The sequence below is a fragment of the Stenotrophomonas sp. LM091 genome (assembly GCF_001806305.1).
In the GTDB taxonomy this organism is placed as follows: Bacteria; Pseudomonadota; Gammaproteobacteria; order Xanthomonadales; family Xanthomonadaceae; genus Stenotrophomonas; species Stenotrophomonas bentonitica_A.
The window spans coordinates 1,264,653-1,279,096 of record NZ_CP017483.1 but is presented as its reverse complement, the minus strand read 5'-3'; the positions used below and the strand labels follow the sequence as shown (position 1 = coordinate 1,279,096).

The 14,444-nt window shown below is 68.0% G+C and carries 10 protein-coding genes; 8 read left to right on the top strand and 2 right to left on the bottom strand.

Going from position 1 to position 14,444, the window contains the following annotated elements:
• Positions 1 to 39: 39 nt before the first annotated feature.
• From pyk to BIZ42_RS05605, 3 genes are all read left to right on the top strand, one after another.
• On the top strand, positions 40 to 1,506 hold the full coding sequence (gene pyk / locus BIZ42_RS05615; RefSeq protein ID WP_019183907.1) for a pyruvate kinase: 1,467 nt from the start codon (positions 40 to 42) through the stop codon (positions 1,504 to 1,506).
• A gap of 151 nt (positions 1,507 to 1,657) precedes the next feature.
• Positions 1,658 to 2,662 carry a class I fructose-bisphosphate aldolase gene (locus tag BIZ42_RS05610; protein ID WP_019183908.1) on the top strand — a complete coding sequence of 335 codons (1,005 nt, stop codon included), beginning with the start codon at positions 1,658 to 1,660 and terminating at the stop codon, positions 2,660 to 2,662.
• 127 nt (positions 2,663 to 2,789) lie between these two features.
• Positions 2,790 to 4,220 carry a M1 family metallopeptidase gene (locus tag BIZ42_RS05605; protein ID WP_237393561.1) on the top strand — a complete coding sequence of 477 codons (1,431 nt, stop codon included), beginning with the start codon at positions 2,790 to 2,792 and terminating at the stop codon, positions 4,218 to 4,220.
• Here BIZ42_RS05605 and BIZ42_RS05600 read toward each other — a convergent pair.
• On the bottom strand, positions 4,111 to 4,710 hold the full coding sequence (locus BIZ42_RS05600; RefSeq protein ID WP_070425804.1) for an O-acetyl-ADP-ribose deacetylase: 600 nt from the start codon (positions 4,708 to 4,710) through the stop codon (positions 4,111 to 4,113). The two genes, BIZ42_RS05605 and BIZ42_RS05600, sit on opposite strands and share 110 nt — an antisense overlap.
• A 238-nt stretch (positions 4,711 to 4,948) precedes the next feature.
• Complete coding sequence (gene cysK, locus BIZ42_RS05595) at positions 4,949 to 5,908, bottom strand: cysteine synthase A (protein ID WP_019183911.1); 960 nt, start codon at positions 5,906 to 5,908, stop codon at positions 4,949 to 4,951.
• 239 nt (positions 5,909 to 6,147) lie between these two features.
• Between cysK and BIZ42_RS05590 the strand changes: the two genes are divergently transcribed.
• From BIZ42_RS05590 to BIZ42_RS05570, 5 genes are all read left to right on the top strand, one after another.
• On the top strand, positions 6,148 to 7,131 hold the full coding sequence (locus BIZ42_RS05590) for a LysR family transcriptional regulator (RefSeq protein ID WP_019183912.1): 984 nt from the start codon (positions 6,148 to 6,150) through the stop codon (positions 7,129 to 7,131).
• 248 nt (positions 7,132 to 7,379) lie between these two features.
• Positions 7,380 to 7,841, top strand: a complete 462-nt coding sequence (locus tag BIZ42_RS05585) for a hypothetical protein (protein WP_237393585.1) — start codon at positions 7,380 to 7,382, stop codon at positions 7,839 to 7,841.
• A 70-nt stretch (positions 7,842 to 7,911) separates the two neighbouring features.
• Positions 7,912 to 9,969 (top strand): TonB-dependent copper receptor, encoded by a 2,058-nt coding sequence (locus BIZ42_RS05580; RefSeq protein WP_070427454.1) that lies wholly within the window; start codon positions 7,912 to 7,914, stop codon positions 9,967 to 9,969.
• A 248-nt stretch (positions 9,970 to 10,217) separates the two neighbouring features.
• A complete protein-coding gene (locus BIZ42_RS05575) occupies positions 10,218 to 11,306 on the top strand; it encodes an efflux RND transporter periplasmic adaptor subunit (protein ID WP_026069891.1) in 1,089 nt (362 codons plus the stop codon).
• Entirely contained in the window at positions 11,303 to 14,428 is a 3,126-nt protein-coding gene (locus tag BIZ42_RS05570; protein ID WP_019183917.1) for an efflux RND transporter permease subunit, read from the top strand. The genes BIZ42_RS05575 and BIZ42_RS05570 overlap by 4 nt, the downstream gene beginning before the upstream one ends.
• Positions 14,429 to 14,444 lie beyond the last annotated feature (16 nt).

Genomic DNA, 14,444 nt, shown 5'->3' with positions numbered 1-14,444 from the left:
GTGTGCTAATTTCGCTCCTTTAACGGGAGCCCATTAACCATGATTGAGCGTCAGCGTCGCACCAAGATCCTCGCCACCCTCGGACCGGCCACCGACCCGCCGGGCGTGCTGGAGGATCTCTTCCGCGCCGGCGTGAACGTGGTTCGCCTCAACTTCAGCCACGGTGACCCGTCCGGCCAGGCCAAGCGCGCCGCCGATGTGCGTGCCGCGGCCGCCCGCGTGGGCGTGGAAGTGGGCATCCTGGCCGACCTGCCGGGCCCGAAGATCCGCATCGAGCGTTTCGCCGAAGGCAAGATCAAGCTCAAGGCCGGTGACCGCTTCGACCTGGTCGCCTCGCCGAATGCGCCGGCCGGCGACACCACCCAGGTCGGCGTGAGCTACCTGGGCCTGCCGCAGGACGTGACCGCCGGTGACATCCTGCTGCTCGACGATGGCCTGATGCAGCTGCAGGTCACCGAAGTGCAGGGCGAGCGCATCATCAACACCGTGCTCAACGATGGCGTGCTGTCCGACCGCAAGGGCCTGAACAAGCAGGGCGGTGGCCTGTCGCTGGGCGCGCTGACCGAGCGTGACAAGGAACTGATCGGCATCGTGGCCAAGATCGGCGTGGACTTCATCGCCGTCTCGTTCTGCCGCAACGCGCAGGACATGAACGATGCGCGCGAGATCGCCGAGTCGCACGGCTGCTACGCCGCGCTGGTCTCCAAGATCGAGCGCACCGAAGCGATCGACAACCTGGAAGAGATCGTCGACGCCAGTGACGTGGTGATGGTGGCGCGTGGTGATCTGGGCGTGGAAATCGGCGATGCCGAACTCCCGGGCCTGCAGAAGAAGATCATCAAGGCCTCGCTGGCGCAGAACAAGGTGGTGATCACCGCCACCCAGATGCTGCAGTCGATGGTGGAAAGCCCGATCCCGACCCGCGCCGAAGTGCTGGACGTGGCCAACTCGGTCATCGACGGTACCGATGCGGTGATGCTGTCGGCCGAAACCGCCGCCGGCATGTACCCGGTCAAGGCGGTCGAAGCGATGGCCCGCATCTGCCTGGGTGCCGAACGCCAGTTCCAGACCGAGACGGACTTCGGCGCCTCGCCGCGCAACCTGGAACGTGCCGACCAGGCGATCGCCATGGCCACCATGTTCCTGTCCCAGCACGTGGGCGTGCGCGCGATCGTGGCGATGACCGAATCCGGTGGCACCGCGCGTTACCTGTCGCGTTTCCGTGCCTCGGCCCCGGTGTTCGCGGTGACCCGCCATGACGGCGCGCGCCGCCAGATGGCCCTGATGCGCGACGTGTTCCCGATCAACTTCGACAGCCGCGGCCTGACCCCGCGCGAAGCCGCACGTGGCAGCATCCGCCTGCTGTTCGAAGCGAACCAGCTGCAGGGCGGCGACCGCGTGGTCTTCACCAGTGGCGAGCACATGGAAACCCATGGCGCCACCAACACGCTGCGCCTGCTGGAAGTGGGCGAAGACGGCCGTGCCAGCGGCCTGGGCGAGCTCTGACCGACCCCCGCGCAACACCCGGACCCGCGTGGCTTTACGGCCGCGCGGGTTCGTCGTTTCAGATGGAATCGTTTCCAGATTCCGTGGACGGTCAGTTCACGGGAGGCGGGGTCTATAATTGGCGTTTTCCCGCACCCGCCACAGGAAGTACATGAGCATCGAACAGCTGGCTGAAACCGCACAGGCCATGGTCGCCCCGGGCAAGGGCATCATCGCGATCGACGAATCCACCGGCACCATCGGCAAGCGCTTCGCCAGCGTCGGCCTGGAGAACACCGAGGAGAACCGTCGCGCCTACCGCGAACTGCTGCTCACCACGCCCAAGCTGAACGAGCACATCTCCGGCGCGATCCTGTACGACGAGACCATCCGTCAGTCCACCAAGGACGGCGTCCCGTTCGCCAAGTACATGGCCGCCCAGGGCATCATCCCGGGCATCAAGGTCGACAAGGGCGCCCATGCCCTGGCCGGCTGCCCGGGCGAGCTGGTCACCGAAGGCCTGGACGGCCTGCGCGAGCGCCTGCAGGAGTACTACAAGCTGGGTGCGCGCTTCGCCAAGTGGCGTGCGGTCATCAACATCGGTGAAAGCATCCCCTCGGGTACCTGCATCGAGTCCAACGCCCACGCGCTGGCCCGTTACGCCGCGCTGTGCCAGGAATGTGGCCTGGTGCCGATGGTCGAGCCGGAAGTGATCATGGACGGCGACCACGACATCGAGACCTGCTACGAAGTCACCGAAGCCACCCTGCGTTCGCTGTTCGACGCGCTGTACCAGCAGAACGTGCTGCTGGAAGGCACCATCCTGAAGGCCTCGATGGTCATCTCCGGCAAGGGCTGCGAAGAGCAGGCCGACGTCGAGGAAGTGGCCGAGTCGACCGTGATGTGCCTCAAGAGCACCGTGCCGGCGATCCTGCCGGGCGTGGTGTTCCTGTCGGGTGGCCAGAGCGATGAGCAGTCCACCGCGCATCTGAACGCCATGAACCAGATGGGCAACCTGCCGTGGCCGCTGAGCTTCTCCTACGGCCGCGCCATGCAGCAGGCCGCGCTGAAGCTGTGGGCCAAGGACACCAAGGCCAACGTCGCCAAGGCGCAGCAGACGATCTACGATCGCGCCAAGGAAAACGGCCAGGCCGCCCTGGGCAAGTGGAACGGCTGATTCACGCCTGACCACCGTCAACGAAAACGCCGGCCTTGTGCCGGCGTTTTTGTTTGGGCGGGGCAGTGGTGCGCACATGCACGCGTGCTCTGGCACGATGCGATCCATCTTCGCGTGGATGGATCCCATGGTCGTACGTCTCTGTGTCTCGCTGTGCGTAGTGCCATGGCTGCTGGGGAGCGCACCAGCGTACGCAGTGGCGCCGCGCGGCTTTGATGTACTGCATTACGACGTCGCGCTGGTGCCCGACATCGCCAACAAGCGCGTCACCGGGCAGCAGACGCTGCGGTTCAGAGCCGAGCAGGAACTGCGCGCAGTGACCCTGGACAGCGGTTCGCTCAAAGTGACGGCCGTGATGCAGGGGGATCGCGCGCTGGCCTTCGAGCAGCACGCGGCGAAGGTGCAGATCACGCTGGCCGAACCGCTCGCGCGGGGAGCCACCGCCAGCGTGACGATCCGCTATCACGGCGAACCGCCGTATGGCCTGGAATTCGCGCCCGAGCGCGATGAGGTCTACACGATTTTCTCGACCAGCCAGTGGATGCCCTCGGTGGATGCCCCCGACGAGCGCGCCACGCTGGACCTGTCCGTGACCCTGCCGGCGGGCCTGCTGGCTGCCGGCACCGGCCGCACGCTGCCGCTGCGCTCCCTTCCCGATGGGCGCATCGAACATCGCTGGCAGCTCAAGACGCCGATGCCGGGGTATGTCTATGGCTTCACGGCCGGCCGCTATCAGGAAGCGACGCAGCGCCACGGCGCGACCGACTTGCGGTTCCTGTCCATGCAGCGGTCGCCCGAGCAGCTGCAGCGCGTGTTCACCGCTACGGGCGAGATGCTCGACTTCTTCGCCGACCGCGCCGGCCTGCCGTATCGCGGCGACTACCAGCAGGCGCTGGTGGCCCGCACGATCGGACAGGAGATGGCCGGGTTGTCGCTGATGTCCGAGCGCTATGGCCAGCAACTGCTGGAGGATCCCACCCAGACCGCCTTGATGGCGCACGAAGCCGCGCATCAGTGGTGGGGCAACCGGGTGACCTGCGCCGGCTGGGAGCATTTCTGGCTCAACGAGGGCATGGCCAACTTCATGACCGCCGCCTACCTCCAGCACACGCAGGGAGAGGCGGCCTACCAGGCGCAGGTGACGATCTGGCGCACGCGGCTGGAGGCGCTGCGTACCAAGGGGGCCGATCACGCGCTGGTGTATGCCGACTGGAGCGCGCCGAGCGGTGATGACCGCGCGGTCGTGTACCAGAAGGGCGCCTACGTCCTGCACCTGCTGCGCGTGGAAATGGGCGAGGCCGCGTTCTGGCGCGGCATCCGTGACTACACGCAGGCCAACGATGGACGCTCGGTGGCGACCGTCGATTTCCAGCGGGCGATGGAAGCAGCGGCCGGCCGCTCATTGCAGCCGTTCTTCGCCCAGTGGGTCTATGGCGTGGGCGAAGGTGTCAGTGCGCTGCCGCCGGCGGCAGCCCCAACGCCAGTGGCGCGAAGATCGCCGAGGTCGAGGGTTCCACCGGCTGCCCCAGTGCGGCCAGCGCCGACTGGTACGCCTTGAACGTCGCCGCGTTGTAGGCCACCAGGATGATCCGGCGCGGCTGGCGGTGCGAGCGCTGCCAGGTCAGGGTCTCGGTGGCGGCGATGTGCGCAGCCTGGTGCAGCGGATAGCCGAACACCCCGCAGCTGATGGCCGGGAACGCGATCGATTCCACGTCCAGCTTCTCGGCCAGCTGCAGCGACTTCCAATAACAGTTGGCCAGCAGTGCCGGCTCATCGCGCAGGCCGTCCTGCCAGACCGGGCCGACGGTGTGGAACACATACTTTGCCGGCAGGTTGAAAGCGGGTGTCTGGCGGACCTCGCCGGTCGGGCAGCGCATGCCCGGGCGGATCTCCGGCAGGGCACGGCAGGCGTCGAGCAGCTGCGGGCCGGCCGCGCGATGGATGGCGCCGTCCACGCCGCCGCCGCCCAGCAGGGATTCGTTGGCCGCATTGACGATCGCATCCACCGCCAGGGTCGTGATGTCGCCCTGCCACACTTCGATCTTCATGCGTACCGCTCCTTACTCACTGTTACCGGGTCCATACAACGGAATGACGTGCCTGACCTGCACGGTACCGGGCAGGACATCTAGGCTGCGTCATCATCGTCTCAGGCAGTGCGACCCGCCCGAGCGCTGGCTGACCTTCACACGATGCCGCCGGATCGCTTCACCGCAGATGAAGCGCCGCATGCAAAACGCCCGCCGGTCAGGGCGGGCGTTGCGTTCTTCCGGACCAACGGCGGGATCAGGGCAGACCGGCCAGCCAGTCGTCGTCGGAGCCTTCATTGATATCGGCAAACAGCGGGGTGGAGAAGTAGCGCTCGCCGGTGTCGGGCAGCATCGCCAGGATCACCGACCCCGGCGCGGCCTTGGCCGCGATGTCCAGCGCGCTGGCAACGGTGGCGCCGGCCGAGATGCCGACGAAAATGCCTTCCTCGGCCGCCAGCCGGCGCGAGGTCTCGATCGCCCGTGCATCGTCGATGGTCAGCAGTTCGTCGTAGACGCCACGGTTGAGCACCTCCGGCACGAAGTCCGGGGTCCAGCCCTGGATCTTGTGCGGCTTCCACTCATCGCCCTTGAGCAGGGCGGCGCCTTCGGGCTCGGTGGCGACGATGCGGGTTTCCGGGCGGGCGACCTTGAGCACCTCGCCGACCCCGGTCAGGGTGCCACCGGTGCCCCAGCCGGTCACGAAGTAATCCAGGCGCTTGCCGGCGAAATCGCGCAGGATTTCCGGGGCGGTCGTGTTGCGGTGATAGGCCGGGTTGGCCGGGTTGGCGAACTGGCTGGCCAGGAACCAGCCATGTTCCTCGGCCAGTTCCTTCGCCCGGCGCACCATGCCCGAGCCGCGCTCGGCGGCCGGGGTCAGGATCACCTTGGCGCCATAGGCGCGCATCAGCTTGCGGCGCTCGATGGAGAAGGTCTCCACCATCGTGGCCACGAACTTGTAGCCGCGCGCGGCGGCCACCATGGCCAGGGCCACGCCGGTGTTGCCCGAAGTCGCCTCCACGATGGTGTCGCCCGGCTTGAGCAGGCCCTTGGCCTCGGCGTCGAGAATGATCGCCAGCGCCAGCCGGTCCTTGACCGAGCCGCCGGGGTTGAACGACTCGACCTTGGCATACAGGGTGACGTGCTCGGGGGCGAGACGGTGCAGGCGCACCACCGGGGTGTTGCCGATGGTGTCCAGGATGGAGTCGTACAGGGCCATGGGGATGCTCCGGGAAAGTCGTTGCCGCCCGGGAGGCCGAGCGGCAGGGGGAGGCTCGGGCCGGTGGCGGCGCAGGGCGCCCGCTCGCGGCCGGGCCGGGGTCGGTCAGACCGTACCGCCGGCATATGACCGCGCGAAATGACCTGATTACCTTCTTAAACAACGTTTGGTTATAAGCTGGTGACGGCATTTGCCCTACAGTCGGATGGCCCCCTCTCCATGCGCCGTATCGCCCGCCCATGACGCTGACCCAACTTCGCTATCTGGTCGCCATCGCCGACGCCGAGCTGAACATCACGCTGGCGGCGTCCCGCGTGCACGCCACCCAGCCCGGCCTGTCCAAGCAGCTCAAGCAGCTGGAGGATGAACTGGGCTTTCTGCTGTTCGTACGCAAGGGCCGCAGCCTGGAAGCGGTGACCCCGGCCGGGGTGGAAGTGATCGGCCGCGCCCGCGCCGTCCTCGGCGAAGCGAACAATATCCGGACCTATGCGGCCAACCAGCGCCGCGAGAGCCAGGGCCAGCTGGTGCTCACCACCACCCATACCCAGGCGCGCTTCGTGCTGCCGCCGGCGGTGGCGCGGATCAAGCAGGCCTACCCGCAGGTCAGCGTGCACCTGCAGCAGGCCGCCGAAAGCGATGCGCTGGACCTGCTCAGCCAGGGCGATGCGGACATCGCCATCATCAGCACCGCCGGTGGTGAGCCCACTGCCGGCCTGGCCATTCCGCTGTACCGCTGGCGCCGGCTGGTGCTGGTGCCACGTGGGCACGCGCTGGACCGCCCAGGTGCCGCGCCGGATCTGCAGGCGCTCGCCAGCCATCCACTGATCAGCTACGAATCCTCCACCCGCGGGAGCTCCTCGCTCCAGCGCGCCTTCGCCAGCGCCGGGCTGACCCCGGATATCGCGCTGACTGCGCTCGATGCGGACCTGATCAAGACCTATGTGCGTACCGGGCTGGGCGTGGGCCTGCTCGCGGAAATGGCGGTCAACGCCAGCGACGAAGACCTGCGCGCCTGGCCGGCCCCGGCCCCGATCGACGAGTGCATCGCCTGGGCGGTGCTGCCGCGCGACCGCGTACTGCGCGACTACGCGCTGGAACTGGTGCACGTGCTGGCCCCGCAGATCGACACCCGCGACCTGCGCCGGGTGATCGACGGCAACCAGGAGGCCAACTGGCCGCTGCCGCCCACCTGGGAATCGCTGACGCAGACCATCACCGTCTGACGACGGTGATGGTCTGCCCGCGCATTCCCCCTCTACCCCGCGCCGTTGGCGCGCCTCCTTCAACAGAAGGGGGCTTTTCTCCAGAGGGTTGAGGGGGTCGGTGGGGTGCTTCGAGAAGGCCACTGCGACGGTTGGTCGCAGGGTTTCGGGCTGCCCGGCCCACGGTCGGGCGCTACCATGACGGGGTGAACGTCCGCCGTCGCCCGTATGCCGTTTTTCTGCAGCTTGCCTTCGTGGCGACGCTGCTGATGGCGCTGGCGCCGCTGCTCAGCCGCTGGCAGCAGGCGCATGCCGGGGCGCCGGTGATGCTGATGCCGACCGGCATGACCCACGCGCTGCCTGCGCCGCCGGATGCGCACGCGGGGCACGGCATGCAGCACGACATCGCGCAGCGCGACGTGCACCACCACGACATGCAGCAGCACGACATGGCGCGCCATGACATGGCGATGCAGCCCATGCCGACGCACGCCCTGCCAAGCGCCCACGACACCCCCGCATCGTCGCCACCGATGAGCGAGCATGCCGGGCATGGCGACGCCTGCGAGTACTGCATGATGGCCTCGCGGCTGATGCCGTGGCTGGCGGTGCTGATCCTGCTGTTGCCGGCGATGCCGGTGATCGCACCGCGCGTGCTGCGCGCGGTCCCCACGCCTCGCAGCCTGCGCTGGCCGGCCCACGCCGCGCGCGGCCCGCCCGCACTCTCCTGAAACCACCGCCCTTCCTGCCCGTGTCGCCGTGATGGCGGCGCGTGCCTGCGTGTTTTTCTGGAGTTCCACCATGACGGTTTCTTCCCGCAGCGCGGGCGCACTGACGCGCCTGTCTGTTTCTCTCTCGCTGGCCCTGGTCGCGCTACCGCTGCATGCGGCCAATGACGATGCCCGCACCCTCGATACGCTGGTGGTCACCGCCACCGCGCCGTCCTCACCGCTGCACTGGGTCACCGATCCGCGCCTGCCGCGGCAGCCGGTGCCGGCCAGCGATGGCGCCGATTACCTGAAGACGGTTCCCGGCTTCGCCGCGGTCCGCAACGGCGGCACCAACGGCGATCCGGTGTTGCGCGGTATGTTCGGCTCGCGCCTGAACATCGTCAGCAACGAGGGCAACCTGATCGGCGCGTGTCCCTCGCGGATGGACAACCCGCTGTCCTACATCGCCCCGGAAACCTTCGACCGGCTGACCATCATCAAGGGGCCGCAGAGCGTGCGCTGGGGCGCCGGTGCCTCGGCCGGCACGGTGCGCTTCGAGCGCGATACGCCGCGTTTCGATCAACCGGGCATGGACATCAACGCCAGTGCGCTGGTCGGCTCGCGCAACCGCAACGACCAGGTGCTCGATCTCACCGCCGGCGCATCGCCGGGCTATGTGCGCGTCAACGGCAACCGCTCCGAATCGGATGACTACAAGGACGGCAACGGCGATGTGGTGCCCTCCAGGTGGCGCAAGTGGAACAGCGATGTCGCGGTCGGCTGGACGCCCGATGCCGATACCGTGCTGGAGCTGTCGGCCGGCACCGGCGATGCGATCGCGCGCTACGCCGGCCGCGGCATGGACGGTGCCGCGTTCAAGCGCACCAGCTACGCCGCCCGCTTCGAGAAGGGCAACCTGCCCGGTGCGTGGGACAAGCTGCAGGCCAACCTGTACTACAACGACGCCGACCACGTGATGGACAACTACACGCTGCGCACGCCGAACCCGGCCAGCAGCATGCCGATGCCGATGGCCTCCAACGTTGATCGCCGCACCACCGGTGGCCGTATCGCTTCGGAATGGCGCTGGCAGGACATCGCCATCGTGGCCGGCGTGGATGCGCAGGACAGCCGTCATCGCAGCCGCAGCGCGATGGGTCGCAACGTGTACCGCCAGCAGCCGTGGCGTACCGACGCACGCTTGGAGAACCTCGGGGCGTTCACCGAAATCACCCTGGGCGAGGGCACCGCGCAACGCTGGGTCGGTGGCCTGCGCATCGACCGCGCCGAAGTGAAGGACGAGCGCGCCACCGCCGGCATGATGGCGATGCCCAATCCCACCGCCGGGCAGACCCGTCGCGAGAACCTGGGCAGCGGCTTCGTCCGGTTCGAGCGCGACATCGCGCCCGCGTTGACCTGGTACGCCGGCGTTGGCCACAGCGAGCGCATGCCCGACTACTGGGAACTGTTCTCGCCGGATCTCGGCCCGGTGGGCGCGATCAACGCCTTCAGCGGTGTGCAGCCGGAGAAGACCACCCAGCTCGATCTGGGCCTGCAGTACCGCACCGATCGCCTCAACGCCTGGGTCTCGGCGTATGCCGGGCGCCTCCAGGACTACATCCTGTTCACCTACCGCGACGGCGGCATGATGGGCAGCAGCAGCCAGGCCACCAACGTCGACGCGCGCATCGCCGGTGCCGAGGCGGGTGCGGAATGGCAGCTGGCCCGGCAGTGGAAGCTCGGCGGCACACTGGCCTACGCCTGGGGCGAGAACCGCAGCGACGGCGGCGCGCTGCCGCAGATGCCGCCGCTGGAAGCCCGGTTCAGCACGGCCTGGGAAGGCGACCGCTGGAGCGTGGGGGCGCTGGCGCGTGCCGTATCCCGCCAGGGGCGCGTGGCAGCCGGGCAGGGCAACGTGGTCGCCCGCGACCTGGGCCCCAGCGCCGGCTTCGCCACCCTGGCCTTGAACGCCAGCTACCGGGTCAACGCAGCGCTGCTGGTCAGTGCCGGCGTGGACAACCTGTTCGACCGCACCTACAGCGAGCACCTGAACCTGGCCGGCAGCGCCGATTTCGGCTTCCCGGCCGACCCGGTGCGCATCAACGAGCCCGGCCGCACCGCCTGGCTGAAAGTGAACTATCGTTACTGAGCCTCACGGCCGGGCGGGGGCAAAGCCTCCCGCCCGGCCTCTGCCGCTGCCGGGCGCGACCACCCGGCGCCGCCCGCGCATTTCGACATGCGTCGATACATGGCGATACATCCGGTGCAGGCCCCAGCACGGAAAGGCTTTCGCCCGTCACCGGCGGATGTGAAGAGGCCGGTAAACGCTTGGCACATATGCCCCGGCTCGACCCCTCTATACACTCGGCGGTCGAGAAACAACCGGGAATGGATTACATGTTGGGACGCATCGCAGCGCGCTTCGCCGCTGGCATCACCCTGGTCGCGTTGGCTGGGTGTGGCAGCAAAGACGAGGCCGCTCGCCGGCAGGCAGACGCCGTACCGGTCACCACCCAGGTGGTGCAGACCTCGGCATGGAGCGACACCCTGCAGGCACTGGGCACGGCCAAGGCGCGCGAATCGGTCACGGTCACCGCCAAGGTCAGCGAAATCATCGAGACGGTGCACTTCGAAAGCGGGCAGCAGGTCAGTGCCGGCACGCCGCTGGTGACCCTGCGCGGGCAGGCCCAGGAAGCCGCGCTGCTGCAGGCCCAGGCCACCTTCCTGGAAGCGGACCAGCTGTACAAGCGCCAGCGCGAACTCGCCGCCCAGCAGCTGGTGGCCAGCTCCACCCTGGATACGCAGCGCGCCATCCGCGATGCCGCCGATGCACGCGTGCGTGAGATGCAGTCGGATATCGGTGATCGCCGCGTGCGCGCGCCCTTCGCCGGCGTGCTTGGCATCCGCCAGGTCAGCGCCGGTTCGCTGGTCACGCCCAGCACCGCGATCACCACGCTGGACGACATCGAGCGCATGCACGTGGACTTCCAGGTGCCCGAAGCCGAGCTGGCCTCGCTGAGCACCGGCGACAAAGTCAACGCGACCAGCGTGGCCTACCCGGGCCGCAACTTTGAAGGGCAGGTCGCCACCATCGATACCCGCGTGGATCCGGGCACGCGTGCGGTGACCGTGCGCGCCGATTTCATCAACGCCGACCACGCCCTGCGCCCGGGCATGCTGCTGGATGTGCGCATGTTCCGCCCCGAGCGCCAGGCGCTGGTGATTCCTGAAATCGCCGTGGTGCAGGTCGGACGCGATTCGTATGTGTTCCGGGTCAAACCGGACCAGGTGGTGGAGCGCGTGGACATCACCGCCGGCGCGCGCCGCAGCGGCGTGGTCGAAATCCGCGATGGCCTCGCCGCCGGTGACCGCATCGTCGTGGATGGCACCGGCAAGCTGCGCCCGGGCCTGAAGATCCAGGCCGAAGAGGCGGCACCGGCCACGCCGGCCGCCGCTGCCGCGGCTGAACCGGACACCGCCGGATGAAGCTTTCCGATATTTCCATCCAGCGGCCGGTCTTCGCCGTGGTGATGAGCCTGCTGCTGGTGGTGCTGGGCTTCATGTCGTTCACCCGCCTGACGCTGCGCGAACTGCCGGCGATCGATCCGCCGATCGTCTCGGTCTCGGTCGATTACACGGGTGCCTCGGCGGCGGTCATCGAAAGCCGCATCACCCAGGTGCTGGAAGATGCCCTGGCCGGCATCGAAGGCATCGATACCATCAATGCGCGCAGCTCCAACGGGCGCTCGCAGGTCAGCATCGAATTCACCTCCAACCGCGATATCGAAGCGGCCGCCAACGACGTGCGCGATGCGGTCAGCCGCGTGGCCGACCGCATGCCCGAAGAGGCCCGGCCGCCGGAAATCGCGAAGGTCGAGAGCGACGCCGATCCCATCATCTGGCTCAACATGAGCTCGACCTCGATGGATACGCTGGAGCTGAGCGATTACGCCGACCGCTACATCGTCGATCGCTTCTCCAGCCTGGATGGCGTGGCCCAGGTGCGCATCGGTGGCCGCCAGCGCTATGCGATGCGGATCTGGCTGGACCGCGACCAGCTCGCCGCGCGTGGTTTGACCGTGGGCGATGTGGAAACCGCTCTGCGCAACGAGAACGTCGAGCTGCCCGCCGGCCGCATCGAATCCACCGACCGCGATTTCACCCTGCGCGTAGAGCGCAACTACGTCAAACCCGAAGACTTTGCCGGCATCCCGCTCGGCAAGGGCGCCGACGGCTACGTGGTGCGCATGGGCGATGTGGCCAAGATCGAACTGGCCTCCTCCGAGCGCCGCGCCTACTACCGCAGCAACGGCGAGCCGAACATCGGCCTGGGCATCGTCAAGACCTCCACCGCCAACGCGCTGGATGTCGCCCGCGAAGCGCGCGCCGAAGCCGACCGGATCAGCAGCACGCTGCCGGAGGGTACGCGCATCTTCGTCGCCTTCGACAACACCACCTTCATCGAGGCCGCTGTCGATCGCGTCTACGCCACACTGGTCGAGGCGATGCTGCTGGTGCTGGCGGTGATCTGGCTATTCCTGGGCAGTTTCCGTGCCGCCTTGATTCCCGCAGTCACGGTGCCGGTCTGTCTGATCGCCGCCTTCATCGCCCTGTATGCCTTCGGTTTCTCGATCAACCTGCTGACCCTGCTCGCGCTGGTGCTGTGTATCGGCCTGGTGGTGGATGACGCCATCGTGGTCGTGGAAAACGTCCAGCGCCGCATCGATCTGGGCGAGCCGCCGCTGGTCGCCTCCAAACGCGGTACCACCCAGGTGGCGTTCGCGGTGATCGCCACCACCGCCGTGCTGGTCGCGGTGTTCCTGCCGGTCGGCTTCCTGGAAGGCAACACCGGCCGCCTGTTCCGTGAGCTGGCCGTCGCGCTGGCCGCGGCGGTAGCCTTGTCCGCGTTCGTCTCGCTGACGCTCACCCCGATGATGGCCTCCAAGCTGCTCAAGCCGCACACCGGCCAGGCGCCGAAGGGCCTGCACGGGGTCATCAACCGCAACCTGGATCGCCTGTCGGGCGCGTACGGCCGCTTCCTGGAAGCGCACGTGACCCGCACCTGGGTCTACATCGTGGTGATGATCCTCTCATTGCTGGCCAGCGCGCTGCTGCTCAAGGTGCTGCCCTCCGAACTGGCCCCGGCCGAAGACCGCGGCTCGTTCCAGATCATGATCGACGGCCCGGAAGGCGCCGGCTTCGACTACACCGTCGGCCAGGTCCAGCAGGTCGAGAAGATCGTCTCCGGTTTCGTCGGCGAGGACGAGCCGATCGTGCGTGCGAACCCGCGCGTTCCCGGTGGCTGGGGCTCCAGCGAAGAAATGCATACCGGCCGGATCAGCGTGTTCCTGCAGCCGTGGCGCCAGCGCGATGTCTCCACCCCGGACGTGGCGGCCGAACTGCAGACCCACCTCAATGATCTGCGTGGCGTGCGCGTGCGCACCCAGGTCGGTGGCGGCCTGGTCCGCAGCCAGGGCCAGCCGTTCCAGATCGTGCTCGGTGGCCCGGAATACGCGGAAATCGCGCAATGGCGTGACCGCATGCTGCTGCGCATGGCCGACAACCCCGGCCTGGTCGGCACGGATTCGGACTACAAGGAAACGCGCCCGCAGATGCGCGTGAACATCGACCGCCAGCGTGCGGCCGATCTGGGCGTGTCGGTCACCGCGATCGGCAGCGCGCTGGAAACCATGATGGGCTCGCGCCGCGTCACCACCTTCGTCGACAACGGCGAGGAGTACGACGTGCTGGTCCAGGCCGGTCGCGAAGGCCGCGCCTCGCCGTCGGATCTGGCTGCGATCCGCGTGCGCGCCAGTGGCGGCGAACTGGTGCCGCTGTCCAACCTGGTCACGCTCAGCGAAGTGGCCGAGGCCGGCAGCCTCAACCGCTTCAACCGGCTGCGCTCGATCACCATCAATGCCGGCCTGGCCCCGGGCTATCCGCTGGGTGAAGCCATCGCCTGGGCCCAGCAGGTGGCCAGCGAAGAGCTGCCGCAGCACGCGCAGATCAGCTGGAAGGGCGAATCACGTGAGTACCAGAACGCCGGCAGCGCCGTGCTGCTGACCTTTGCGATGGCCCTGCTAGTGGTGTTCCTGGTGCTGGCCGCGCAGTTCGAGAGCTTCATCCATCCGCTGGTGATCATGCTGACCGTGCCGCTGGGCGTGCTCGGCGCGCTGCTGGGGCTGTATGTCAGCGGCGGCACGATCAATCTGTTCAGCCAGATCGGCATCGTGATGCTGGTCGGCCTGGCGGCCAAGAACGGCATCCTGATCGTGGAGTTCGCCAACCAGCTGCGCGATGAAGGCCGCAACGTCCACCAGGCCATCGTCGAATCGGCCATGGTCCGCCTGCGTCCGATCCTGATGACCTCCATCGCCACCGTGGTCGGTGCGATCCCGCTGGTGGTGGCCGGTGGCCCCGGTTCGGCCAGCCGCGGCACGATCGGCGTGGTGGTGATCTTCGGCGTGACCGTGTCCACCTTCCTGTCGTTGTTCGTGGTGCCCGCCTTCTACTCGCTGCTGGCCCCGTACACGCGTTCGCCCGAAGCGGTGGCGCGCGAACTGGCCCGCCAGGAAGCGGAAACCCCCTCCGTGGGCGGCCATGCCTGACCGGAATGGGCGGCAT

What these genes read in the sequence shown, in the direction of transcription:
- pyk (WP_019183907.1), top strand. Translation starts at nt 40, where the DNA reads ATGATTGAGCGTCAGCGTCGCACCAAGATCCTCGCCACCCTCGGACCG.
- BIZ42_RS05610 (WP_019183908.1), top strand. Translation starts at nt 1,658, where the DNA reads ATGAGCATCGAACAGCTGGCTGAAACCGCACAGGCCATGGTCGCCCCG.
- BIZ42_RS05605 (WP_237393561.1), top strand. Translation starts at nt 2,790, where the DNA reads ATGGTCGTACGTCTCTGTGTCTCGCTGTGCGTAGTGCCATGGCTGCTG.
- BIZ42_RS05600 (WP_070425804.1), bottom strand. Translation starts at nt 4,710, where the DNA reads ATGAAGATCGAAGTGTGGCAGGGCGACATCACGACCCTGGCGGTGGAT.
- cysK (WP_019183911.1), bottom strand. Translation starts at nt 5,908, where the DNA reads ATGGCCCTGTACGACTCCATCCTGGACACCATCGGCAACACCCCGGTG.
- BIZ42_RS05590 (WP_019183912.1), top strand. Translation starts at nt 6,148, where the DNA reads ATGACGCTGACCCAACTTCGCTATCTGGTCGCCATCGCCGACGCCGAG.
- BIZ42_RS05585 (WP_237393585.1), top strand. Translation starts at nt 7,380, where the DNA reads ATGGCGCTGGCGCCGCTGCTCAGCCGCTGGCAGCAGGCGCATGCCGGG.
- BIZ42_RS05580 (WP_070427454.1), top strand. Translation starts at nt 7,912, where the DNA reads ATGACGGTTTCTTCCCGCAGCGCGGGCGCACTGACGCGCCTGTCTGTT.
- BIZ42_RS05575 (WP_026069891.1), top strand. Translation starts at nt 10,218, where the DNA reads ATGTTGGGACGCATCGCAGCGCGCTTCGCCGCTGGCATCACCCTGGTC.
- BIZ42_RS05570 (WP_019183917.1), top strand. Translation starts at nt 11,303, where the DNA reads ATGAAGCTTTCCGATATTTCCATCCAGCGGCCGGTCTTCGCCGTGGTG.